The sequence below is a fragment of the Pseudomonas putida genome, from assembly GCA_041879295.1.
Taxonomy (GTDB): domain Bacteria; phylum Pseudomonadota; class Gammaproteobacteria; order Pseudomonadales; family Pseudomonadaceae; genus Aquipseudomonas; species Aquipseudomonas putida_Y.
On the sequence record CP047152.1, the window covers coordinates 4617152 to 4640950 of the forward strand.

20 protein-coding genes and 1 tRNA gene are annotated in these 23799 nt (G+C 60.3%); 15 read left to right on the top strand and 6 right to left on the bottom strand.

Features of this window, described 5'->3' with window-relative positions; genetic code table 11:
- Window positions 1-254: 254 nt before the first annotated feature.
- From GST84_21160 to GST84_21190, 7 genes are all read left to right on the top strand, one after another.
- The gene (locus tag GST84_21160; protein XGB14708.1) at window positions 255-1142 is read left to right on the top strand and encodes an alpha/beta fold hydrolase; all 888 of its coding nucleotides are present in this window, start codon (window positions 255-257) and stop codon (window positions 1140-1142) included.
- A gap of 110 nt (window positions 1143-1252) precedes the next feature.
- A tRNA-Gly gene (locus GST84_21165) sits at window positions 1253-1326 on the top strand.
- Between the two features lie 210 nt (window positions 1327-1536).
- Complete coding sequence (gene sulP / locus GST84_21170) at window positions 1537-3243, top strand: sulfate permease (protein XGB14709.1); 1707 nt, start codon at window positions 1537-1539, stop codon at window positions 3241-3243.
- A 203-nt stretch (window positions 3244-3446) separates the two neighbouring features.
- The gene (locus GST84_21175) at window positions 3447-4466 is read left to right on the top strand and encodes a DUF4917 family protein (protein XGB14710.1); all 1020 of its coding nucleotides are present in this window, start codon (window positions 3447-3449) and stop codon (window positions 4464-4466) included.
- A gap of 972 nt (window positions 4467-5438) precedes the next feature.
- Entirely contained in the window at window positions 5439-5789 is a 351-nt protein-coding gene (locus tag GST84_21180; protein XGB14711.1) for a hypothetical protein, read from the top strand.
- Window positions 5777-6508 (top strand): hypothetical protein, encoded by a 732-nt coding sequence (locus tag GST84_21185; protein XGB14712.1) that lies wholly within the window; start codon window positions 5777-5779, stop codon window positions 6506-6508. The genes GST84_21180 and GST84_21185 overlap by 13 nt, the downstream gene beginning before the upstream one ends.
- Window positions 6505-7416 carry an EamA family transporter gene (locus GST84_21190; protein XGB14713.1) on the top strand — a complete coding sequence of 304 codons (912 nt, stop codon included), beginning with the start codon at window positions 6505-6507 and terminating at the stop codon, window positions 7414-7416. Before GST84_21185 ends, GST84_21190 begins: the two co-directional genes overlap by 4 nt.
- A gap of 55 nt (window positions 7417-7471) precedes the next feature.
- Here the strand turns inward: GST84_21190 and GST84_21195 are convergent, their stop codons facing one another.
- Together GST84_21195 and GST84_21200 are read right to left on the bottom strand one after the other, a co-directional pair.
- A complete protein-coding gene (locus tag GST84_21195) occupies window positions 7472-8686 on the bottom strand; it encodes a methyltransferase (GenBank protein XGB14714.1) in 1215 nt (404 codons plus the stop codon).
- A gap of 88 nt (window positions 8687-8774) precedes the next feature.
- Window positions 8775-9392, bottom strand: a complete 618-nt coding sequence (locus tag GST84_21200) for a hypothetical protein (GenBank protein ID XGB14715.1) — start codon at window positions 9390-9392, stop codon at window positions 8775-8777.
- A gap of 186 nt (window positions 9393-9578) precedes the next feature.
- On the opposite strand from GST84_21200, the gene bglX reads away from it, so the two are divergent.
- The 6 genes from bglX (at window position 9579) to GST84_21230 (ending at window position 18127) form a co-directional block, all read left to right on the top strand.
- A complete protein-coding gene (bglX, locus tag GST84_21205; GenBank protein XGB14716.1) occupies window positions 9579-11870 on the top strand; it encodes a beta-glucosidase BglX in 2292 nt (763 codons plus the stop codon).
- A 129-nt stretch (window positions 11871-11999) separates the two neighbouring features.
- Complete coding sequence (locus GST84_21210; GenBank protein ID XGB14717.1) at window positions 12000-13757, top strand: sensor histidine kinase; 1758 nt, start codon at window positions 12000-12002, stop codon at window positions 13755-13757.
- Window positions 13751-15085: a response regulator gene (locus tag GST84_21215; protein XGB14718.1), complete on the top strand. Its 1335-nt coding sequence runs from the start codon at window positions 13751-13753 to the stop codon at window positions 15083-15085. Before GST84_21210 ends, GST84_21215 begins: the two co-directional genes overlap by 7 nt.
- Before the next feature lie 253 nt (window positions 15086-15338).
- A complete protein-coding gene (locus tag GST84_21220) occupies window positions 15339-16658 on the top strand; it encodes an MFS transporter (protein ID XGB14719.1) in 1320 nt (439 codons plus the stop codon).
- Window positions 16659-16958: 300 nt separating this feature from the next.
- Window positions 16959-17402 (top strand): heme utilization protein, encoded by a 444-nt coding sequence (locus GST84_21225; GenBank protein ID XGB14720.1) that lies wholly within the window; start codon window positions 16959-16961, stop codon window positions 17400-17402.
- Between the two features lie 119 nt (window positions 17403-17521).
- Window positions 17522-18127 (top strand): flavin reductase family protein, encoded by a 606-nt coding sequence (locus GST84_21230; GenBank protein XGB14721.1) that lies wholly within the window; start codon window positions 17522-17524, stop codon window positions 18125-18127.
- On the opposite strand, the gene GST84_21235 is transcribed toward GST84_21230, so the two are convergent.
- On the bottom strand, window positions 18128-18394 hold the full coding sequence (locus GST84_21235) for a hypothetical protein (protein XGB14722.1): 267 nt from the start codon (window positions 18392-18394) through the stop codon (window positions 18128-18130).
- A gap of 16 nt (window positions 18395-18410) precedes the next feature.
- Window positions 18411-18704: an antibiotic biosynthesis monooxygenase gene (locus tag GST84_21240; GenBank protein XGB14723.1), complete on the bottom strand. Its 294-nt coding sequence runs from the start codon at window positions 18702-18704 to the stop codon at window positions 18411-18413.
- 202 nt (window positions 18705-18906) lie between these two features.
- On the opposite strand from GST84_21240, the gene GST84_21245 reads away from it, so the two are divergent.
- Entirely contained in the window at window positions 18907-19827 is a 921-nt protein-coding gene (locus GST84_21245; protein ID XGB14724.1) for a helix-turn-helix domain-containing protein, read from the top strand.
- Between the two features lie 123 nt (window positions 19828-19950).
- Here the strand turns inward: GST84_21245 and GST84_21250 are convergent, their stop codons facing one another.
- Window positions 19951-21588 (bottom strand): 5-guanidino-2-oxopentanoate decarboxylase, encoded by a 1638-nt coding sequence (locus GST84_21250; protein XGB14725.1) that lies wholly within the window; start codon window positions 21586-21588, stop codon window positions 19951-19953.
- 114 nt (window positions 21589-21702) lie between these two features.
- On the opposite strand from GST84_21250, the gene GST84_21255 reads away from it, so the two are divergent.
- Window positions 21703-22578 carry a LysR family transcriptional regulator gene (locus GST84_21255; GenBank protein ID XGB14726.1) on the top strand — a complete coding sequence of 292 codons (876 nt, stop codon included), beginning with the start codon at window positions 21703-21705 and terminating at the stop codon, window positions 22576-22578.
- A 154-nt stretch (window positions 22579-22732) separates the two neighbouring features.
- Here GST84_21255 and GST84_21260 read toward each other — a convergent pair whose 3' ends face one another.
- Entirely contained in the window at window positions 22733-23602 is an 870-nt protein-coding gene (locus GST84_21260) for an oxaloacetate decarboxylase (GenBank protein XGB14727.1), read from the bottom strand.
- Window positions 23603-23799 lie beyond the last annotated feature (197 nt).

Here is a 23799-nt window from a genome sequence, read left to right on the forward strand (position 1 = left end):
CTGCTTGAATCCAAATCGTCAGTCTGCATGTGACTACCAAGTCACACCCGCGGTCGATGACACTTTTTGCCGGCCACCCAAGGCCTAGATGCCTTGGGGCACGGCAAATTGCCCGCCAAAAACAATACCGTCGACGCAAGTGCCAAGGATCGACACAGGGCCCCCGGTTTTATCTTCAGGCAAATGCCTACCTGTCATAAAGCACGTGCACCCTAGGTGACGCGAATACCCTTTTTGCGCCAGGAGTCGATGACATGAGGCCAGAAATCGCTGTACTTGATATCCAAGGTCAGTATCGGGTTTACACGGAGTTCTATCGCGCGGATGCGGCCGAAAACACGATCATCCTGATCAACGGCTCGCTGGCCACCACGGCCTCGTTCGCCCAGACGGTACGTAACCTGCACCCACAGTTCAACGTGGTTCTGTTCGACCAGCCGTATTCAGGCAAGTCCAAGCCGCACAACCGTCAGGAACGGCTGATCAGCAAGGAGACCGAGGCGCATATCCTCCTTGAGCTGATCGAGCACTTCCAGGCAGACCACGTGATGTCTTTTTCGTGGGGTGGCGCAAGCACGCTGCTGGCGCTGGCGCACCAGCCGCGGTACGTGAAGAAGGCAGTGGTGAGTTCGTTCTCGCCAGTGATCAACGAGCCGATGCGCGACTATCTGGACCGTGGCTGCCAGTACCTGGCCGCCTGCGACCGTTATCAGGTCGGCAACCTGGTCAATGACACCATCGGCAAGCACTTGCCGTCGCTGTTCAAGCGCTTCAACTATCGCCATGTGAGCAGCCTGGACAGCCACGAGTACGCACAGATGCACTTCCACATCAACCAGGTGCTGGAGCACGACCTGGAACGTGCGCTGCAAGGCGCGCGCAATATCAACATTCCGGTACTGTTCATCAACGGCGAACGCGACGAATACACCACCGTCGAGGATGCGCGGCAGTTCAGCAAGCATGTGGGCAGAAGCCAGTTCAGCGTGATCCGCGACGCGGGCCACTTCCTGGACATGGAGAACAAGACCGCCTGCGAGAACACCCGCAGTGTCATGCTGGGGTTCCTCAAGCCAACCGTGCGTGAACCCCGCCAACGTTACCAACCTGTGCAACAGGGGCAGCATGCATTTGCCATCTGAGCGGCTCGGCGCCTTGTAGCAAATACCCGCAGGCCACAGGCGCCGACAAGCTTTTTTATAACTTGGGCTTCTAATTCGCTGAAGGTTCTGGTAAAAAGTCCAGCTCAGATGCGGGTATAGTTTAGTGGCAAAACGAAAGCTTCCCAAGCTTTAGTTGAGGGTTCGATTCCCTCTACCCGCTCCACATCGCATTCCCGCATGGCGTTCCAGCAACGTCATCGCAGTCAAAAGGAGCCTTGGCTCCTTTTTTCGTTTTTCCCCTTCCCGTGATCTGGCCCATGGCCATTTACCCGCCGATCCGCTTCAATGCGCATCGGGCCTCAGTGCGTGCAAGCGAAACGGCTTGTGGCGGATATGCTCAATGGATTCGTGAAACCATTCGAAAGGACAACGCATGTTTCTCTCCCACTGGCTACCGGGCCTTGCCAATCTGCTGCACTACCGCCGTGAATGGTTCCACGCCGACCTGCAAGCCGGCCTGTCGGTAGCCGCGATCCAGATTCCCATTGCCATTGCCTATGCGCAGATCGTCGGGCTGCCGCCGCAATATGGCCTGTACGCCTGTGTGCTACCGATGATGGTCTACGCGCTGATCGGTAGCTCGCGCCAGCTGATGGTCGGCCCCGACGCCGCCACCTGCGCGATGATCGCCGGTGCCGTGGCACCGCTGGCCATGGGCGACCCACAGCGCATCGCTGAACTGTCGGTGATCGTCACCGTGCTGGTCGGCGTGATGCTGATTGCCGCCGGCCTGGCGCGAGCCGGGTTCATCGCCAGCTTTTTCTCGCGGCCGATCCTGATCGGCTACCTCAACGGTATCGGCCTGAGCCTGATCGCCGGGCAGCTGTCCAAGGTGGTGGGCTTCAAGATCGAGGGCGACGGCTTCATCCTCAGCCTGATCAACTTCTTCCAGCGCCTGGGGGAAATTCACTGGGTCACATTGATCATCGGTCTGGTCGCCCTGGGCCTGCTCATCTGGCTGCCACGGCGCTACCCGCGCCTGCCCGCAGCCCTCACGGTAGTGGCGCTGTTCATGCTGCTGGTTGGCCTGTTCGGCCTCGACCGCTTCGGCGTTGCCGTCCTTGGGCCAGTACCTGCAGGCATCCCGCAACTGGCCTGGCCACACAGCAACCTGGCGGAAATGAAGAGCCTGCTGCGCGACGCCCTGGGTATCGCTACCGTCAGCTTCTGTAGCGCCATGCTTACCGCACGCAGCTTTGCCGCCCGGCATGGCTATGCGATCAACGCCAACCACGAATTCGTCGCGCTGGGCGTGAGCAACCTGGCGGCCGGGGTTTCCCAGGGCTTTGCCATCAGCGGCGCCGACTCACGCACTGCAGTCAACGACATGGTCGGAGGCAAAAGCCAGTTGGTGGGCATCATCGCTGCACTGGTGATCGCCCTGATCCTGCTGTTTTTCACCGCACCCATGGCGTGGATCCCGCAGGCTGCACTGGGCGCAGTGTTGCTGATGGCTGGCTGGGGGCTGATCGACATCAAGTCGCTGGGGCACATCCGGCGTCTTAGCCGCTTCGAGTTCTGGCTGTGCCTGCTGACCACGGCGGGCGTACTGGGCCTGGGCGTGCTGCCCGGCATCGTGTTTGCCGTAACCCTGGCGATCCTGCGCCTGCTTTACAGCATCTACCAGCCCACCGATGCCGTACTGGGCTGGCTGCCGGGCACCGAAGGCCAGGTGGACATCCGCAAGTTCAAGGACGCCCGCACCGTGCCTGGCCTGGTGGTGTACCGCTTCGACGACGCCATCCTGTTCTTCAATGCCGACTACTTCAAGATGCGCCTGCTGGAAGCCGTGCAAAGCCAGGACCAGCCTAAAGCCGTGCTGTTCGATGCCGAAGCGGTCACCAGCATCGATGTCAGCGGCATCGCCGCCCTACGCGAAGTGCGTGACACCCTGGCGGCCCAAGGCATCTTCTTCGCCATCGCCCGCGCCCGCGGTACTTTCCTGCGCATGCTGGTGCGCTCGGGGATGGCGCGGGACATGGAAGACAAACTGCTATTCGGCTCGGTACGCGCGGGAATTCGCGCGTACCGCGTGTGGCGCAACCGAAACCGCAGTGTGCAAGTGACCGAACAGGGCTGAGCGGCTTTCGTCCTGTTCAACGTGCTGCGCCTTGCTGGCCCTTTCGCGGGTAAACCCGCTCCTACATGGACCTGTAGGAGCGGGTTCACCCGCGAAAGGGCCAGCACAGACAACACAAGACCATCGCCTTGACACCAACCCTCGCACACCTCGCACGACATGCTAAAGTCGCCCCCGTTCCCGCACCACCCAACGGATCCAGCATGCCCGCACTCGATGCCACCCTTACCCCCTGGCCAGAACTCGCCGCCCGCCACCCCTGCGACGCCCTGCTGCTGGGCAATGGCGCCAGCCGCGCAGTATGGAAGCCGTTCGGCTACTTCTCGCTGTTCGAGCAAGCGCAACGCGCAGGCCGCAAGAAAGGCCTGGCGGTCAGCGACCAGGCACTGTTCAAGTCCTTGGCCACGGAACTGTTCGAGCCGGTGCTCAGCGCCCTCAACACCACGGTGCGTACCAATGCCGCCCTGGCCATCAACTCCACCGCACCGCTGAACCGCTACTACTCGATCAAGGAAGCGTTGATCCACGCCGTGCGTACGGTGCATCTGCCCTGGCAACTGCTGCCGCCGGCCACCTTGGCAACCCTCAATCAGGCGCTGCGCAGCTATCGAAGCGTCTACACCAGCAACTACGACCTGCTGCTGCCATGGGCCGTGCAGCACGCCCCGAATGGCTTCGCCGAGCTGTTCGACGAACAGGGCTATTTCGACGTGCGACGCACCGGCAGCGAAGGTACCCGGGTGATGCACCTGCATGGCGGCCTGCACTTGCTCAAGCTGCCCGACGGCACCACCCGCCAGCGCAGCGCTGAAAGTGCCGAACTGCTCGATGGGTTTGCCGTGAACATCCCGGGTGAAGTACCGCTGTTCGTCAACGAAGACCGCAGCGACGAGAAACTGCGCGCCATCCGCAACTCGGACTATCTGAGCTGGTGCCTGGGGCAGCTGGCAGGGGAAAGCCAGGGGCTATGCCTGTTCGGGCAGCACCTGGACAGCAGTGACCGGCACCTGCTCGACGCTGTGCGCCAAGCACGTCCGCAACAGCTGTCCATTGCCATTCGGCCGCTGGGCGAGGCGTCGGTGATTAATCAGAAGCAGCATTTTGCAGATCGTTTCGGGGATTTGCCGGGGACGACGCTGCATTTCTTCGATGCCAGCACCCATCCGCTGGGGCAGGCAGCATTGGCTGTCGAAGTGCCGTCCAGCCTTGAACGAGGGGCTTGAGCAGAAGCTCAATAGGTTGAGTCACAAGCACCAAACACTCGCTCATACGCACTTGAGACATTTACAGCAACGCTCTGCGAGCCAGCTCCAAGGTGCCCTGAGCAAGCCAGTAGTTGCCTTAGGCTCTGTACGAAAAGCCTTTATACTTGTTCATCCTGCGTTGAAAACAGCCTTGGAATGCTCATGTACTCCAGTACACTCCGCTTCCTCGGTTGTTTTCGCCTTGCCTGACCTGCGCCCCAAGACTTTCGTACAGAGCCTAAGAGACCAGATGTCGCTTCGATGAGACGAGCGCTGGTCACAACACTGCAAACGCCTTTCAGCGCGCTCTTGATCGCTTCTTTCGCAGAGGTAGATTCGCGGATAAATACTAGCGCCAATCGAATTGGCTGTCCTAAACCGACCAGCGCAAACTACACCTGCCTTCGGCCAGATGTTCCAATATCGCATCGGTGCCTACTTTTTCGCTCAACTGATACTTGAGCGTTAACCCATATTCCATCGCTACTTCTCCTTCCCAGCATTTGGCGCAACTATCACCGCTTTGCTGCCCAAGCCGTTATCGACCACACGCCTTAACTGGCGCGCAAAATTGCCAGGACGCAGAGGGATGCAATCAGAATACCAACTTCCAAACTCCGAGCAAGACCAGAAATATCCTACAAGCCATTAGGATCGCTCCGTAGTACTTACTTTAAAATGCAACTGCACCTGCAAAAAATCTTGACCGCTCATACGTCTGATGATTCTATCAAGTGCGTCTTATATGTACCGCGCACCATCGCGCCGGGCCTTGACCTGATTCATCAACAGATAAAATAACAGGAAGTCACCCGATGAAATTTATAATTATAGGGTACGGAGCGACTGCAACCGCACTTCTCCCCATACTCTCTGATGAGTTTGGCGACCAGATATCTTCACTTACTGTCATTGACCCACACCCCCGCTGACTATCTCGGCGTTCTCTTGATGGGACATGAGAAGAATGCATATTGGTACGGCTCTGCCCTTAAAAACTGTGCAGCTCAAGCTTTGAATCCCCAAAGTTCTGCCACCACCTTACAAGTAGTTGCAGGTGTAATAGCTGGCATCAGATGGGCCTTAGAAAACCCAAGACATGGAATTGTGGAGGCGGAGGAAATCGATTTCCAGTTCATACTCGGCATTGCACAACCCTATTTGGGAGAGCTGGTCGGCGCATACACAAACTGGTCACCTGATTACAACGCAAAGGATAGCCTTTATCCCTCAACCTACCTCTCATGGCAGTTTGAGAAATTCCTTGAACACGTACAGGACGTACAAACATGGGCTATATAAAGACGGCAATCGGCCTGAAGTGCCATGACTGGTCATCAGTCGAACTATTGAAAGAACTTTCACCTGCTACCATTACCAAAAACAAGAAAGACATCAAGCGTCGCCAAGAAAATTTATGGCACGACATGAGTTCCGAGTTCGATTCGAAGCACTTTCTTCTCTATCTCCTGAAACGTAAAGACCTTAATCTAAGCGATGAATTCCTGGAGTTTACATGCCTTTGGCATCTCGACGAACAAAACCACTACAGAGGCCTGCGCAAGATAAACAGCGTTCTTTACGGACAAAGCGAAGAGCTCATCGAACGCCAGCTGAATGCCAGAGAGCCAGACTTTGGGGCCATTGAAAAATTTCTGACTGATGAATTCACCATTCTGCTCTCTATTGCATTCGATGAAATAACAAGCACAAGAGCCTACAAGCAAGACTTTGATTTTTTTGATAGCTTGGGACCTTCATGTCTGTCAACCTGGATACGTAACGCCGCTAGGGATGAAGCTGCACACTATGGAAACACAATAACAATCTTGAAGCTTCGCCACTCATCAAGATTAAAGGAGGCGCCAACTATACTGGACAACATTTTGGCACATGAAACCTCACAATCATTCACCTACAACAATACATTCCTTTTTGATCATAACACTGACGATTTTTCCCATGAACTATTACAACATAGCAAAAGCACGATCATCGGTGCCCTGGAGCGTCACCCATGACTTGGATATACTTATCTCTAATGGCACCATTACTATGGAGCCTATCCAACATACTAGACAAATTCGCCATTGAACATATAACATCAAATTATATACCCTTTATTTTTCTTCTCAGCATAGGTAATATATTTTTTGCCGCAGCCATACTTACTTTTCTTGATGTCTCTGAAATCGACCCCCTATTCGCCAGCCTTAATATACTTTCTGGGCTTGCTATATTCCTTCAGTATTTCGCATATAGCTACTCCCTGGAGGACATGGATGTTTCGGTAGTGATACCTATCCATCAGTCAGAGCCACTATTTGTTCTGGCGGCATCCATATTAATATTTCACGCTTTCCCCACGCACGAGCAGTTTTTAGGATTTTTCTTGATCACCGGGGGTATTTTATCGCTCTGCCTGTCAAAAAAAACAATTCTTGGGCTAGGAGAAAGAAGGCATGTTGCGATGGTATTTGTATCCGCATTTTTTGGCGCTATATCAACCATCATTTCCGACGAAATACTAAAAAGCAAAAACCTTGAGTTCGTTCTGCTTTTCAACTTTTCAGGGTATGCATTCGGTGGGCTTCTACTGCTGCTTAACCCTGCCTGGAGAAGGCTAATAATTCAGGACCTGAAAGTTCTTAACGCCAGGCAATTTAGCATTTTCGCCGCCACCAATCTATTCGATGTAGGAGGCTACGTATTTTTCATGGCCGCATTGGCAGTAGGCGGCGGCGCGGCCTTGGTCTCAGTCGTTGTTAGTATTCACCCTGTGCTTGTACTTATTTTTGGAATCATCGCCACCCGGTTCTTTCCGAACTTCATTAGCGAAGATATCGCACCCTCTGGCATCCTGAGGAAGTCCATCTCAATCCTGATCATCATATCAGGCATATCGATAGCGGCATTTAATGACATGTAAAAAGCATGAAACTGCAAGAGCCTGGGGCGCGCCAACATTCACGCAAAGATGACCATCAAAGCAATCCATCCGCGCGCAACAATGTTTCCAGGCAATGCTCCTGCACCCCATAGAACGCCTTGAGCTGGGCAATTTTCTCCAGCAACGCCCCGTTATCCCCCGCCTGGCGCCGCTTCACCGCAAGAATCATCTTGTTCTTGTTGGTGTGCTCCAGCGAGATGAACTCGAACACCTTGGTTTCATAGCCACAGGCTTCCAGATACAGCGCGCGCAGGCTGTCGGTGAGCATTTCGGCCTGCTGGCCCAGGTGCAGGCCGTACTGCAGCATGGGTTGCAGCAACCCCGGGCTGTGCAGTTGCGGGCGGATCTGTTTGTGGCAGCACGGCGAGCACATGATGATTGCGGCGTTGCAGCGGATGCCGGTGTGGATGGCGTAGTCGGTGGCGATGTCACAGGCATGCAAGGCGATCATCACCTCGATGGCCTCAGGCACCACGCTGCGTACATCACCACACTGGAACTCCAGGCCCGGGTGGTCCAGGCGTGCGGCTGCGGTGTTGCACAGGTCGACCATGTCCTGGCGCAGTTCCACGCCAGTCACCTGTGCGTCGCGGCCCAGGCTGTTGCGCAGGTAATCGTGCATGGCAAAGGTCAGGTAGCCCTTGCCCGAACCGAAGTCGGCCACCCGCAGCGCCTGTTCCGCCGACACCGGTGCATTGGCGAGGGCGTGATCGAAGACCTCGATGAATTTGTTGATCTGCTTCCACTTGCGCGACATGGACGGGATCAGTGCGCCTTGTGCGTCGGTCACACCGAGGTCGCGCAGAAATGGCCGCGACAGTTCCAGATAACGCTTCTTCTCGCGGTCATGCCCGCTGCCCGCGTCGGCCACACGCGGCGCCTGGGCACCGTGGCGCTGGAGCATCGGTTTGCCCTTCTTGCTGAAGGTCAGCTGCACTTCGCCGTCAGCATCGAACAGGTGAGCATTGCGGAAGCTGTCCGGCAGCAACTCGGCAACCAGCACCTGGGCCTGGTCCAGCGGCAGGTTGCGGGTGATGTCGCGGGTCTGGTGGCGGTAGACCAGCGACAGGCACGGCTGGCCCTTGACCTGCAGCGGCTTGGCAATGATCCGTTGCAAGGTCTGGTCGGCACCGACATGGCGCGCCAGCACCAGCTTGACCAGGGTTTCGCCGTGCAGGGCGGCGTTCAGCAGGTCGAGAAACTGAGCGCGCGCATCCGGCGCGCAAGAGGCAGAAGTACTGGCGGACATGAAAAAGGGAGCCTTGGGTAGCGGAACGCCTATTCTAACGTGCCCCAAGCACCCTGTGGGAGCGCTCTCCAGAAACGCTGGTGCTCCTTCAGTCGAGAATCACCAAACGGTTGGGCAATTCGTTGCGGGCATGGGTTGGCGGCACGTGCTGGCTAAGCAGCTCGCCACACGCCTCGATGCACTCGACAAAGCCCTGGAACGTTCGCCCCTGGCGCACCTGCTCGGCAAAGCGGGCACCGATGGCCGCGCGGGCTTCGGCATCCAGGCAGTGTTCAATACCCCGATCGACCAGTATTTCCACATGCCGCTCCGCCTCGCTGACAAAAATCAGCACGCCCGTAGCGCCTGCTGTGCGCTGCAGGTTCTGCTCGCGAAACTGCTGGCGGGCCAGGCGCGAGGCGCGCCAGCGGCGCAAGGCACGGGGGATCAACCAATCGGCCAGGCGCGGGTTGCGCAGAAGCAGGCACAGGCCGACGAACAACAGCACGTTGCCCATCAGCACACCGCGCACGCTGGGCCAAGCCAGCAGCCAGTGCAACAGACCGGGTACGGCCAGCGCCAGCACGGCGGCCCAGAGCAACGGCCAATAGGCATAATCGTCTGCTCGGCGGGCCAGCACCGTCACCAGTTCGGCATCGGTACGCCGTTCGGCACGGGCAATGGCTTCGGCAATCTGCCGCTGATGGTATTCGTCGAAGGGGGTCATGCCGTCGGTCTCTTGAGCGTTCTTATAGTTGTTATCCCGGCATTCGGGGCTTCATCCGCAGGCGACATATTCAGGCATAATCCGCCGCTGGAAGAATTGCCCGCAAATCGTACAACAATAGCCGCCTGAAAACTTCGGTCGCGCACCTATCACCGTGGATACGGCAGCGGCCCCATAACGGAATTGATGATGAAACTGTCTTTGCTGGGCCTGGCCATGGGCCTTGCCAGTCAGGCGGCCCTCGCCGCCCCCTCCGCCCCGCCCCTGCAGGACAAGCAGGCATTCATCGAGCATCTGATCAGCCAGATGACCGAAGCCGAAAAAATCGGCCAGTTGCGCCTGATCAGCATCGGCCCGGAAATGCCCCGCGACAAGATCCGCGAGGAGATCGCCGCCGGCCGCATCGGCGGCACCTTCAACTCACGCACTGCCCCCGAAAACCGGCCAATGCAGGACGCGGCCATGCGCAGCCGCCTGAAGATCCCGATGTTCTTCGCCTACGATACCGTCCACGGCGAGCGCACCATCTTCCCGATCGGCCTGGGCATGGCCGCTACCTGGGACATGGAGGCCGTCGCCAAGGTCGGCCGCACCGCCGCGATCGAAGCCTCGGCCGACGCCCTGGACATGACGTTCGCGCCAATGGTGGATATCGCCCGTGACCCGCGCTGGGGCCGCACCAGTGAAGGTTTCGGCGAAGACACCTACCTGACCTCGAAAATCGGCCAGGTAATGGTGCGCTCGTTCCAGGGCAGCAGCCCGGCCAACCCCGACAGCATCATGGCCATCGTCAAGCATTTCGCCTTGTATGGCGCCGTGGAAGGCGGGCGCGACTACAACACGGTCGATATGAGCCTGCCGAAAATGTACAACGACTACCTGCCACCCTATCGCGCCGCGCTCGATGCAGGTGCCGGTGGCGTGATGGTCGCGCTGAACTCGATCAACGGCGTACCGGCCACCTCCAACACCTGGCTGATGAACGACCTGCTGCGCAAGGAGTGGGGCTTCAAGGGCGTGACCATCAGCGACCACGGTGCCATCCAGGAACTGATTCGCCACGGCGTCGCCCGTGATGGCCGTGAAGCCGCCAAGCTGGCGATCAAGGCCGGCATCGACATGAGCATGAACGATACCCTGTACGGCGAAGAGCTACCGGGCCTGCTGAAGTCCGGCGAGGTGACCCAGCGCGAACTGGACCAGGCGGTGCGTGAGGTGCTTGGCGCCAAGTACGACATGGGCCTGTTCAAAGACCCATACGTGCGTATCGGCAAGGCTGAAACCGACCTGAAAGACTACTACAGCAACGACCGCCTGCACCGCGAAGCTGCGCGTGACGTGGCACGCCGCAGCCTGGTGCTGCTGGAAAACCGCAACCAGACCCTGCCGCTGAAAAAGGCCGGCACCATTGCCGTGGTCGGCCCGCTGGCGGATGCCCCGATCGACATGATGGGCAGCTGGGCCGCCGACGGTAAACCCGTCCACTCGGTGACCGTGCGCGAAGGCTTGCGCCGCGCCGTGGAAGGCAAGGCCAAGCTGGTCTACGCCAAAGGCTCCAACGTCACGGGTGACAAGGCGATACTCGACTACCTGAACTTCCTCAACTTCGATGCCCCGGAAATCGTCGACGACCCACGCCCGCCTGCCGTGCTGATCGATGAAGCAGTCAAGGCGGCGAAGCAATCCGACGTCGTGGTCGCCGTGGTCGGCGAGTCCCGCGGCATGTCCCACGAGTCGTCAAGCCGTACCACCCTGGAGATCCCGGCCAGCCAGCGCGAGCTGATCAAGGCGCTCAAGGCCACCGGCAAACCGCTGGTGCTGGTGTTGATGAACGGCCGGCCGCTGTCGATCAGCTGGGAGCGCGAGCAGGCCGACGCCATCCTGGAAACATGGTTCGCCGGCACCGAAGGCGGCAATGCCATCGCCGACGTGCTGTTTGGCGACTACAACCCCTCCGGCAAGCTGGCCATTACCTTCCCACGGTCTGTGGGCCAGATCCCGATGTACTACAACCACACCCGCATCGGCCGGCCGTTCACGCCGGGCAAGCCGGGCAACTACACCTCGCAATACTTCGAAGAACCCAACGGGCCGCTTTACCCGTTCGGCTATGGCTTGAGCTACAGCAGCTTCGAGCTGTCGGGCCTGAACCTGTCGGGCAAGGATCTCAAGCGCGGCGATACGCTGGAAGCCAAGGTAACGGTCAAGAACACCGGCAAGGTTGCAGGCGAGACGGTGGTGCAGTTGTACCTGCAGGATGTGTCGGCGTCGATGAGCCGCCCGGTGAAAGAGCTGAAAAACTTCCAGAAGCTGATGCTTGAACCGGGCGAAACCCGCACGTTGACCTTCCGCATCAGCGAGGACGACCTGAAGTTCTACAATGGCCAGTTGCAGCGGGTTGCCGAACCAGGGGAGTTCAATGTCCAGGTAGGTCTGGATTCCCAGGCGGTGCAGCAGCAGAGCTTTGAATTGCTTTGACTGAAAAAGGCCGCCTGTTCCGGCCTCTTCGCGGGTAAACCCGCGCCTACAGGTGCTGCAGAGTACCTGTAGGAGCGGTTTACCCGCGAAGAGGCCGGCCCCGATACCCCAACACCGGATCCGCCCCCAATGCCCTTTTCCTTTCGCGCCCTGCGTCTGGGGCTGATCACCCTGCTGATCGTGCTGGGTACCGCACTCAGCGCCGGCTGGGCCATGCACCAGGCCAAGCGCCAGGCCATGGAAGACGACGCCAAGCGTGCCAGCCAGCAACTGGGCCTGTACGCCAACGCACTGCACACCCTGATCGACCGCTACCGTGCCCTCCCCGCCGTGCTGGCGCTCGACCCGGAACTGATCGCAGCCTTGCGCGGCCCGGTCGACGAAGGCGTTCAGAACGCCCTGAACCACAAGCTCGAACGTATCAATGGCGCCGCCAATTCCTCCACCCTCGAACTGCTCGACCGCACCGGCCTGGCCATTGCCGCCAGCAATTGGCGGCTGCCCAGCAGCTACGTCGGCTCCAACTACGGTTTCCGTCCCTACTTCAAGCAAACCCGCAGCCAGGGCAGTGGCCGCTTCTATGCCGTGGGCGTGACCAGTGGCGTGCCGGGCTACTTCCTCGCCAGCGCGGTGAACGACGAGCACGGCCGATTCCTTGGTGCCATGGTGGTGAAGCTGGAATTCCCCGAGCTGGAACGCGAATGGCGACAGGGCAACGATATCCTGCTGGTCAGCGACGCCCGCGGCATTACGTTCATCGCAAACCAGGATGGCTGGCGCTACCGCGAGCTTCAGCCGCTCAGTGGCGCCGACCGAGCCGAGCTGGCCGAAACCCGTCAGTACGACAAGCAACCGCTGGTGCCGCTACAGCATCAGGTACTGACGCGGTTTGCCCCCTACAGCACCCTTAGCCGCGTGCAAGGCCCCGAGGGTAGCACCGAGTACTTGTGGGAAAGCCTGCCGCTGGAAGGCGAAAACTGGACCTTGCACCTGCTGCGCAAACCGCAGGTCGCTGCAGACGGCCGTAATGCAGCCCTTGGCGCCGCCGCCGTCTGGCTGAGCCTGGTGTTCGCCGCCCTTTTCGTCAGTCAACGCCTGCGCCTGGCACGCCTGCGCCAGCGCAGCCGGCAAGAACTCAAACGCCAGGTCGAGGAGCGCACCCGCGAGCTGCGCACTGCCCAGGAAGGCCTGGTGCAATCAGCCAAACTGGCCGCACTCGGGCAAATGTCAGCGGCCATGGCCCATGAAATCAACCAGCCGCTGACCACCCAACGTATGCAACTGGAAACCCTGCGCCTGCTGCTTGACCATGGTCGCCATGACGAAGCGCGGCAAGCGCTGGAGCCGCTGGAACAGATGCTCACGCGCATGGCAGCACTTACCAGCCACCTGAAAACCTTTGCCCGCAACAGTCCGATGGGCCTGCGCGAACGCCTTGACCTGGCAACCGTGGTCGACCAGGCCTTGCACCTGCTGGAAGCGCGCATTCGCAGCGAGGAAGTGGAGGTGGCTCTGTACCTGGCACGCCCGGCCTGGGTACGCGGCGATGCCATCCGCCTGGAGCAGGTGCTGATAAACCTCCTGCACAACGCACTCGACGCCATGATCGACAAGCGTTACAAACGCCTGGAGATCCGCATCGAACCCGACGGGGAGCTATGGCGCCTGAGTGTGCTCGACTCGGGTGGCGGCATTGCCGAAGCCGACCTGGCCAAGGTCTTCGACCCGTTCTTCACCACCAAACCGGTGGGGGAAGGGCTAGGGCTGGGCCTGGCCATCTCTTACGGCATCGTCCATGAGGCCGGCGGCCAGTTGCGGGCCGAAAACCTGCCTGGCGGCGCGCGCCTGAGCCTTACCCTGCCCCGTGACCTGGAGCCTGTATGTTGAATTCGGTGATCGTCGTCGATGATGAAGCCAGTATCCGCACTGCTGTAGAGCAATGGCTGAGCCTGTCCGGCTTCAGCGTGCAGTTGTTCGCTCGCGCCGAAGAGTGCCTGGCGCACCTGCCGCAGCACTTCCCTGGGGTGATCATCAGCGATGTACGCATGCCGGGTATGGATGGCCTGCAATTGCTCGAACGCCTGCAAGCGAACGACCCCGACCTGCCCGTGATTTTGCTGACCGGTCACGGTGATGTACCGATGGCGGTAGAAGCCATGCGCAGCGGGGCCTATGACTTCCTGGAAAAACCCTTCACGCCGCAAGACTTGCTGGGCAGCCTGCGTCGCGCCCTGGAAAAGCGCCAGCTGGTGCTGGAGAACCGCCGGCTCCACGAGCAGGCCGACCTCAAGTCACGCCTGGAAGTCACGCTGCTGGGCATGTCCCAGGGCCTGCAACAGCTGCGCCGGCAAGTCCTGGACCTGGCCAGCCTGCCGGTAAACGTGCTGATCCGCGGTGAAACCGGCAGTGGCAAGGAGCGGGTGGCCCGCTGTCTGCACGACTTTGGCCCCCGTGCCGCCAAGCCCTTTGTAGCCCTTAACTGCGCGGCCATCCCCGAGTCGTTGTTCGAGGCCGAACTGTTCGGCCATGAGAGCGGCGCCTTCACGGGCGCCCAGGGTAAACGGATCGGCAAGCTGGAGTATGCCAACGGTGGCACCGTGTTCCTCGACGAAATCGAGAGCATGCCACTGGCCCAACAGGCCAAGCTGTTGCGGGTGATTCAGGAGCAGAAGTTGGAGCGCCTGGGGGCCAACCAGAGCATCAGCGTCGACCTGCGCATCATTGCTGCGACCAAGCCCGACCTGCTCGAGGAGGCGCGTGCCGGGCGCTTCCGAGAAGACCTGGCCTACCGCCTGAACGTCGCCGAATTGCGCCTGGCACCGCTGCGCGAGCGGCGAGAGGACATTCCGCTGCTGTTCGAACACTTTGCCCGCGCTGCCGGTGAAAAGCTTGGTCGCGCGGCCCCTCCGCTATCGGGTGCACAGCTGGCGCAGCTGCTGTCACATGACTGGCCTGGCAACGTGCGTGAGCTGGCCAATGCGGCGGAGCGGCATGCGCTGGGGCTGGGTTCGCCAAACATCGAGGTGGCACCTGCCGGGCAGTCGCTGGGCGAGCAGATGGAAGCATTCGAGGCGCAATGCCTGCGTGCGGCCTTGCGTCAGCATGGGGGCGAGATCAAGTCGGTGATGGAGGCTTTGCAACTACCGCGGCGCACGCTTAACGAGAAGATGCAACGGCATGGGCTGGTGCGCGAGGATTTTATTGGGCAGGCATAAGCGGAAATCCGCTCATGACCAGGACCGGGTAGGCGAAAAACCGCTCATCTCGTCGAGATTTCAGACTGCTTTGCAGCCCTTCGCGGTCAGGCCCGCACCTGCAAAGGGCGGCGCAACCCCCACTACTGTGCCGGCTTGGGATATTTGACGCCCTCAAATGAATCAGCCTGCACCCATTTGGCACACCTTCTGCAATTGCCTTGGCAAGCTGCGCCACGGCGCGCTCCACAAAAACAACGAGAAGGTATCCCTGATGGATAACGCCACCTCCCTGCCCGCCGGGGCGGCCACCGCGCCTGCCGCAGAAAAAACCACCGCCAGCCGCTTGAAGTCGATTTTCAGCGGGTCCATCGGCAACATGGTCGAATGGTACGACTGGTACGTCTACGCCGCATTCTCGCTGTACTTCGCCAAGGCTTTCTTCCCGGCCGGCGACTCCACCGCACAACTGCTCAATACCGCCGCGATCTTCGCCGTGGGCTTCCTCATGCGCCCGATCGGTGGCTGGCTGATGGGCCTGTACGCCGACCGCAAGGGCCGCAAGGCCGCGCTGATGGCGTCGGTACTGCTCATGTGCGCGGGCTCGCTGGTCATCGCCCTGACCCCCGGTTATGAAACCATCGGCGTCGCCGCGCCAGTCCTGCTGGTCATCGCACGCCTGCTGCAAGGCCTGTCGGTGGGTGGTGAATACGGCACCTCGGCCACCTACCTCAGCGAAATGGCCAGCAAGGAGCGCCGTGGTTTCTTCTCCAGCTTCCAGTACGTGACCCTGATCTCCGGCCAGCTCATCGCCCTGGCGGTGCTGATCGTCCTGCAACAGACCCTGACCACCGAGCAATTGTACGCCTGGGGCTGGCGCGTGCCGTTCGTGATCGGTGCGCTGTGCGCCGTGGTGGCCCTGTACCTGCGTCGCGGCATGGAAGAAACCGCCTCGTTCACCAAGAAGGAAAAGGCCAAGGAAAGCCTGATGCGCACGCTGCTGCGTCACCCCAAGGAGCTGATGACCGTCGTCGGTCTGACCATGGGCGGTACCCTGGCCTTCTACACCTACACCACCTACATGCAGAAGTACCTGGTCAACTCCGTAGGTATGAGCATCAGTGACTCGACCACCATCTCGGCCGCCACGCTGTTCCTGTTCATGTGCCTGCAGCCGGTGATCGGTGGTCTGTCCGACAAGATCGGCCGCCGTCCGATCCTGATCGCCTTCGGTGTGCTCGGCACCCTGTTCACCGTCCCAATCCTCAGCACCCTGCACACCATCCAGAGCTGGTGGGGGGCGTTCTTCCTGATCATGGCAGCGCTGATCATCGTAAGCGGCTATACCTCGATCAACGCCGTGGTCAAAGCCGAGCTGTTCCCTACCGAGATTCGCGCCCTGGGCGTGGGCCTGCCGTATGCCCTGACCGTGTCGATCTTCGGTGGCACCGCCGAATACGTGGCCCTGTGGTTCAAGAGCGCTGGGATGGAGAGCGGCTTTTACTGGTACGTCACCGCCTGTATCGCCTGCTCGCTGCTGGTTTACGCGACCATGAAGGACACCAAGCAGCACTCGCGGATTACCACTGAGTAACGCTGGCCTGGCAATACTGAAAGGGGCGCTCCATTGCATGGAGCGCCCCTTTTCTATTCAGACCTTTCCTTCTTAACGCCCTATTAATTCCACCTTATCAAGCTGCAATGGCTGGCAGAACGTTGGCGCCCGCGCGAACGCTCCCAAGCCAGGCTTGCGGCCTGAAGCACGACATACTCGGCTAAAAACATCGAACAAATAGATTATTAAGCGCTGTTTTTTGCGCTTTTTAATCAAATTATTCGGCGTAGGATTAAACCCATAGAAACAAACAACTCACAAACCCCTGGAGCAACGACCATGAAAAATAAACTGATCCTGACCCTGGCCCTCTCGGTTTTCGCAGCTGGCGCCTTCGCCGAAGATGGCTTCGACCGGACCGACGCTCACACCTTTGCCGCGGCTCAAACCCAGCCCGCCAGCTACGCTGAAGACGGCTTCGATCGCACCAACGGCCAACGCTTCGCCGAAGACGGCTTCGATCGCACCAACGGCCAGCGCTTCGCCGAAGACGGCTTCGATCGCACCAACGGCCAACGCTTCGCCGAAGACGGCTTCGATCGCACCAACGGCCAACGCTTCGCCGAAGACGGCTTCGATCGCACCAACGGCCAGCGCTTCGCCGAAGACGGCTTCGATCGCACCAACGGCCAACGCTTCGCCGAAGACGGTTTCGACCGCACCGGCGGCCAGCACTTTGCCGAAGATGGCTTCAACCGCACCAACGCGCACCGCATCAGCTGATACCTGATTGCGAGCACCCAGCCCGGCTTCGGCCGGGCTTGATCATTTGCAGGCGAGCTCAGGCTTGGCACACTAGGCACCTTGTCCACCAGGAGGTAGGGCCAACAAGCCCAGCACAGATGTATTACTACGAACCCGCCAAAGGCCACGGCCTGCCGCACGACCCGTTCAATGCCATCGTCGGTCCCCGCCCTATCGGCTGGATCTCCTCTCAGGACCGCGAAGGCCGCCTGAACCTGGCGCCTTACAGCTTCTTCAATGCGTTCAACTACATCCCGCCGATCATCGGTTTCTGCAGCGTCGGGCGCAAAGACAGCCTGAACAACATCGAGCAGACCGGTGAGTTCGTCTGGAACCTGGCCACCCGCCCTCTGGCCGAGCAAATGAACCTGAGCTGCGCACCGGTTGCTGCCGAAGTAAACGAATTCGAATTGAGCGGCCTCACTGCCGCACCCTCGAGCATCGTCAAGGTGCCGCGCGTGGGTGAAACGCCGGTAGCCTTCGAGTGCAAGGTCAGCCAGATCGTCCAGCTCAAGCGGGCCGACCAGGAACAGGTGCCCAGCTGGCTGATCCTTGGGGAAGTGGTGGCGGTGCACATTGCCGAGCACCTGCTGAACAACGGCATCTACGATACCGCTGCCGCCGAGCCTATCCTGCGGGGGGGTGGCCCGGCGGACTATTTCGAGCTGGGCAACCTGTTCAAGATGGCCCGGCCGCCGGCCTGATCACCAGACCAGCTCACCCTCTTCGCTGACGCCCTGCAGGCGTTGCAGCTCAGCGGTGGCCGCTTCGTCGGCGGCCACGGCGCCCTTGAACACCTGCCCGTCGAGAACCTTGTGAAAGCGCGGCGCGCCGCCCATGCCCAAGGCTTTGACCGCGATGGCGGCGTTGTAGCCGCCACCTTCCACCGGCACCATCGCCGATACCGCTTCGAAATGAGTGAATTCCCTACGTGCCATATTGCTGTCCGCGTGATTGAAAAAAGGCGTCACTTTACCTCATCAACACTCAATCGAAGGTATGCAAGTCCAGGCTGCTGACCACCTGGGCCTGCACCAGCTCACCAAACACCTCCAGTGTCGGCGAAGCAAAGTAACCACTCATCGCCTGCTGGTCCTGCCAGCTTCCGCTGAGCAACCACAGGTCAGCATCAGCCTGCGAACGCTGCACGGTAAAACTCAGGCAACCCGGTGTACGCAGCGAAGGCTCAAGCATGTCACGCAGGCGCGCGCCCAGCTCTGCCGAGCGCCCGCTGCTGGCACGGATGAAAGCAAGGTGGGTGACCGGTTGTTTAAGGGTCATTGCACAATCTCCTTGAAGCAGGCGGACGGAAAAGCCAGGCTGCCAAGGTTAGGCGCTCACCCGCGCGGCGCGTTAGGCCATTACTGCACGCCGATTGCCTGATCCTGCAGCACGGCAGGATCAGGCAATCGGCGTGCAGCTTTCGACTAGCGCCCGTCTTTGCCCAAACCTATGCTGCGTCGGTCAGCAGAGGAAAGCCATCATGACCACCGCCACGTCCACCGAACCGACCCTGGAACTGCAGCGCCTGGAGCTGGCCGAACTGATCAACCGCCACGCGGGCGAGCCCTATGGCCCAGCATCGGCCATCGATGACCTGTACCTGGTGCGTCACACCGAAAATGTGCGTTCTGTACCCACCCTGGCGCAACCTGCCCTGTGCATCCTTGCCCAGGGCAGCAAAAGCCTGTTCCTGGGTGACGAGCAGTACGCCTACGACCCACTGCATTACATGGTCGTTTCGGTGACCTTGCCACTCAGTGCCGTGAGGCTGGATGCCAGCCCCGAGAACCCAAGCCTGGGCCTGCGCATGGACCTGGACCCAGCCGAGATCAGCCAGCTGATCGCCGAGAGCGGGCCGATGCTGGTACCCAATCGACCTTCCGGCCGTGGTTTGTATGTGGAAAGGACAGATGCCGCATTACTCGATGCCCTGCTGCGGCTACTGCGCCTGCTGGACACCCCCCGCGACATCGCAATGCTGGCGCCGCTGTTCCGCCGCGAGATTCTCTACCGCCTGCTGCGTGGTCCGCAGGGTTACCGGCTGTATGAAATTGCCTTGGCCAACAGCCAGACCCACCGGGTGTGCCAGGCCATCACCTGGCTCAACAACAACTACCAACAGCCGCTGCGGATCGAGGACCTGGCCCGTGAAGTCAACCTCAGTACCTCGACCTTGCACCACCGCTTCAAGGCCGTGACCTCGATGAGCCCGCTTCAGTACCAGAAGCAACTACGCCTGCAGGAAGCGCGGCGGCTGATGTTGAACGACGGGCTGGAGGCGGCGGTGGCGGCTTATCGGGTGGGTTATGAAAGCCCGTCGCAATTCAGCCGTGAATACAGCCGGCTTTACGGCGCGCCGCCGATTCGCGATGTGGCTCGGTTGAGGGCTACTGCGGTCTGAAGCTCGACATTCGCCTGCAGCGGCGCTTTCGCGGGTAAACCCGCTCCTACAGGTTTTTGCACAGATGCGAAAATTGCGCGCTGCCTGCAGGCGCGAGAGGCCGATACAAGCAATCGCAATGCTTCAACCCAACACCGCGGCCTGCCACTGATTCTGGTCCACCTGAATCAAGGTCGGCCCCTTGCGCTCCACCGCTTGCCCGAGCGCCGTCTGCAATTGGGCGATATCGGCCACGTTCTCTGCTGCCGCGCCCAACGCCCGCGCCACGCCGATGAAATCCGGGGTATGGATATCCACCCCGACCGGCTCGATCGCCCGATTGACCATGTATTTCTTGATTTCCTCGTACCCCTGGTTATTCCACAGCAGTACGATCAGCGGGACCTGCGCCTCCACTGCACTGGCCAGTTCCGGCAGGGTGAACTGCAAACCACCATCACCAATCAGGCACACCGCCGGGGCGCGTTCGACGGCCTGCTCGGCACTGCCCAACCAAGCGCCCATGGCTGCTGGCAACGCGTAACCCAAGGTACCGTAGCCGGTCGAGGCGTTGAACCAGCGGCGTGGCTGCTCCATGTCGAGTGTCAGGTTGCCGGTGTACACAGGTTGGGTCGAGTCGCCCACCAGAATCGCATTCGGCAGGCGCTCCAGTATGGCGCTCAGCAAACGCGTCTGGCTCAGGGTGGGCTGGTCCCAGTCTGCCGCCAGGACCTTGCGCAGATTGGCCACGCGGGCCACGCCCCAAGTGCTTTCGTGCACTGGCTGCGGCTGGGCTTGCAGGGCACCGAGCAGCGCTTCGGCAGCCAGCTCGGCATCGGCTACCAGCGCCAGCTCCGGCAGATAATTGCGCACGGTCTGGTCCGGGTCGATGTCAATGCGCAGCAGACTGCCCGGGATCTCGAAGCCTCCCTTGAAGGTCACGTCATAATCGGTTTCGGCCAGTTCGGTGCCGATCGCCAGCACCACGTCAGCCTCGGCCACCAGCGCCCGTGTGGCCGGTAACGACTGGGTCGAGCCGATCTGCAATGGGTGGCTGGCAGGCAGCAAGCCTTTGGCATTGATGGTCAGCGCCACCGGGGCCTGAAGGTGTTCGGCCAGGCGTGCCAGCGCAGCGCCCGCAGCCAACGCCCCGCCACCGGCCAGAATCAGCGGCCGACGTGCACTGGCCAGTCGCTCAGCCATCTGCGCCACGGCCTGAGGTGCAGCCCCTGCCCGACTACCCCGTACAGGGCGTCCCGGCAGCAGGAAGTCGGCCGGTTCAACCAGCACATCGAGCGGGATTTCGATATGCACCGGGCGTGGCCGGGCACTGTCGAACACGGCAAATGCCCGGGCCAGCACCTGCGGCAAGTCGGCTGCACTCATCAAGGTGTGGGAAAACGCCGCCACACCCGATACCAGCGCCGCTTGGTTGGGCAGCTCGTGCAGCTTGCCACGGCCACCGCCCAACTGGTCACGGGACTGCACGCTGGAAATCACCAGCATCGGGATCGAGTCGGCATAGGCCTGGCCCATGGCAGTGGTGATATTGGTCATGCCCGGGCCGGTAATAATGAAGCACACCCCGGGTTTGCCGCGGGTGCGCGCATAGCCGTCAGCCATGAACCCGGCACCTTGCTCATGACGTGGGGTGATGTGGCGAATGGAAGAGCCCGCCAGGCCACGATAGAGCTCCACGGTATGTACACCGGGAATGCCGAAGACATGATCGACGCCATAGCCTTCAAGGAGTTTGACCAGTACTTCGCCGCAGGTTGCCATCAGGGATCACCATGAATCTTGTTGGGGTATGCCCTTATTGGACCCAAGCCACGGCTATCGCCACAATGTAAAAAAACACATACTAGCCATGTCCTGTGATCATGGCTTACTGCAATGAAACGCCTCCCGCCCCTGCCTGCCCTGCACACATTTCTGGTCACCGCCCAGCACTGCAACTTCACCCGCGCAGGGCAGCAGTTGCACATCACCCAAGGCGCTGTCAGCCGCCAGATTGCAGCTCTCGAAGAACACCTGGGTTATGCCCTGTTCAAGCGCGAGGCCCGCGGGTTGAGCCTGACCCGTGAAGGCCTGGACTGGCTGCCGCGGGTGCAGCAGGTGTTCGCGCTGATCGAACAGGGGGTGCGCGAAGTGGGTGAGCACAGCACTACCTTGCAGCTCAAGGCACCCACCTGCGTGATGCGTTGGCTGCTACCGCGCCTGATGGAATGGCAGGCACTGCGCCCGGACGTACCGGTGGAGCTGACCACGACCGTGCAGCACGGGGTGGATTTGCGTCGCGAGGGCTTCGATGCAGCGGTGGTCTATGGCAATGCACCAAACCACGGGCTACATGTGCGCAAACTGTTCGATGAGCAACTGACCCCAGTGTGCGCTCCATCACTGCGTGAAGGGCCAGTGCCGTTGCAGCAGGTGGAAGACCTGGCCAGGCACATGCTGCTGCACCCCTCGCGAGATGAACACGACTGGCGGTTGTGGTTGCAGGCGGCTGGAGTGACGCTGGCCACACATGGACCCAAACAGCATTTCGAGACACTGGACATGGCGATGGCCATGGCTTCGCAGGGCACAGGGGTGGCGATCGGTGACTGGTCGCTGATTGGCGATGACCTGCGCGGTGGGCGGTTGTGCATGCCGTTTGCGCTGAAGGTGCTGACGGGCAAGGGGTATTACCTGGTGAGCCAGGCCAGAAGCTTGCCGCCGGGGTTGCTCGAACTACTGGACTGGCTGGAGGGCCAGGCCAGCCTGTGACAGCCCTTTCTCGGGGTCGCCCACAGGTATGCACATGCCTTGGGATCTGCGCGGTCCCAGTGGGAGCGGGCATGCCCGCGAAGCAGGCGACTCAATGGCCGACTGTGGAGTGCAAACTTGAGCGCCGTCCGTTGAATGGACGGCGCTCTGCCGATCACTCCTCGACGCTCATGTATTCCTTGGCCCAGCGAATGTAGTCTTCAGGCTGGGTGTAGGTGTGCGACAGCTCGGTGGCACTGAGGTTTTCCGACTTGTTCTGCCGACCACGCTGCAGCCGCAGGCAGTCGTAAGTGGCCTTGATTGCGGCAAAGTAAGCCGCATGGCCATCGACTACGATGCGCACGCCCAGACGCGCCAGGCGTTCGTCATCGCGCAGGTTCGGGTTGCCATAGGTGACCAGCATCAGCGGCACCGTCAGGTGCTCGGCAATCTGCTCGAGCTGCTCGAAGTCTTTGACCCCGACCATGCAAATGCCATCAGCGCCCGCTTTCTGGTAGCTCTGCGTACGCACGATGATTTCTTCGGTGCTGAGTACGCCCGCGTTGGTTCGGGCAATGATCGACAGGGACGAGTCGACCCGTGCCTCCAGCGCCGCACGGATCTTGCCAACACCCTCATCGACCGGAATCAGGTCGGTGGACTTGCGCCCGAACTGGGCGGGCAGAAGGGTGTCCTCGATGGTCAGTGCGGCCACACCGGCGCGCTCCAGTTCGATCACCGTACGCATCACGTTCAGTGCGTTGCCATAGCCGTGGTCGGCGTCCGCCAGTACCGGCAGTTGCGCGACCCGACCAATGCGGGTGGCCTGCTCGACGAACTCGCTGAGGGTGATCAGAGCAAAGTCCGGAGCAGCCAGCACCTGCAACGAAGCGACCGAACCGCCGAGGATACCGACTTCGAAGCCCAGGTCTGCGGCAATGCGTGCCGACATCGGGTCGAACACCGAGGCAGTGTGGAAACAGGAACCTGAAGCGAGCAGCTCGCGGAAGGCAAAACGCAGATCTTGGTGGGAAGCCTTGGGCATGATCACTCCGCAAAAAAGTTGAAATTTGAACGGTAACTACCGACCCCTGTAATCGGGTCTACCTGACCTGTTCCAACCGTCGCCATCTGGGCGGTCATGCTCGACATGCAGGCAGAGGAATAAAAGGTGTGGGAGACAGCGTACTGAAAAACCTGCGGCAAAATGTTGCACCAAGCTGGTGCAAGCCCCGAATTTCA

Coding starts and splice junctions, on each gene's coding strand:
- GST84_21180 (XGB14711.1), top strand. CDS start 5,439: ATGGGACATGAGAAGAATGCATATTGGTACGGCTCTGCCCTTAAAAAC.
- bglX (XGB14716.1), top strand. CDS start 9,579: ATGATGAAACTGTCTTTGCTGGGCCTGGCCATGGGCCTTGCCAGTCAG.
- GST84_21255 (XGB14726.1), top strand. CDS start 21,703: ATGAAACGCCTCCCGCCCCTGCCTGCCCTGCACACATTTCTGGTCACC.
- GST84_21230 (XGB14721.1), top strand. CDS start 17,522: ATGTATTACTACGAACCCGCCAAAGGCCACGGCCTGCCGCACGACCCG.
- GST84_21220 (XGB14719.1), top strand. CDS start 15,339: ATGGATAACGCCACCTCCCTGCCCGCCGGGGCGGCCACCGCGCCTGCC.
- GST84_21210 (XGB14717.1), top strand. CDS start 12,000: ATGCCCTTTTCCTTTCGCGCCCTGCGTCTGGGGCTGATCACCCTGCTG.
- sulP (XGB14709.1), top strand. CDS start 1,537: ATGTTTCTCTCCCACTGGCTACCGGGCCTTGCCAATCTGCTGCACTAC.
- GST84_21215 (XGB14718.1), top strand. CDS start 13,751: ATGTTGAATTCGGTGATCGTCGTCGATGATGAAGCCAGTATCCGCACT.
- GST84_21200 (XGB14715.1), bottom strand. CDS start 9,392: ATGACCCCCTTCGACGAATACCATCAGCGGCAGATTGCCGAAGCCATT.
- GST84_21260 (XGB14727.1), bottom strand. CDS start 23,602: ATGCCCAAGGCTTCCCACCAAGATCTGCGTTTTGCCTTCCGCGAGCTG.
- GST84_21245 (XGB14724.1), top strand. CDS start 18,907: ATGACCACCGCCACGTCCACCGAACCGACCCTGGAACTGCAGCGCCTG.
- GST84_21240 (XGB14723.1), bottom strand. CDS start 18,704: ATGACCCTTAAACAACCGGTCACCCACCTTGCTTTCATCCGTGCCAGC.
- GST84_21195 (XGB14714.1), bottom strand. CDS start 8,686: ATGTCCGCCAGTACTTCTGCCTCTTGCGCGCCGGATGCGCGCGCTCAG.
- GST84_21190 (XGB14713.1), top strand. CDS start 6,505: ATGACTTGGATATACTTATCTCTAATGGCACCATTACTATGGAGCCTA.
- GST84_21175 (XGB14710.1), top strand. CDS start 3,447: ATGCCCGCACTCGATGCCACCCTTACCCCCTGGCCAGAACTCGCCGCC.
- GST84_21250 (XGB14725.1), bottom strand. CDS start 21,588: ATGGCAACCTGCGGCGAAGTACTGGTCAAACTCCTTGAAGGCTATGGC.
- GST84_21225 (XGB14720.1), top strand. CDS start 16,959: ATGAAAAATAAACTGATCCTGACCCTGGCCCTCTCGGTTTTCGCAGCT.
- GST84_21185 (XGB14712.1), top strand. CDS start 5,777: ATGGGCTATATAAAGACGGCAATCGGCCTGAAGTGCCATGACTGGTCA.
- GST84_21160 (XGB14708.1), top strand. CDS start 255: ATGAGGCCAGAAATCGCTGTACTTGATATCCAAGGTCAGTATCGGGTT.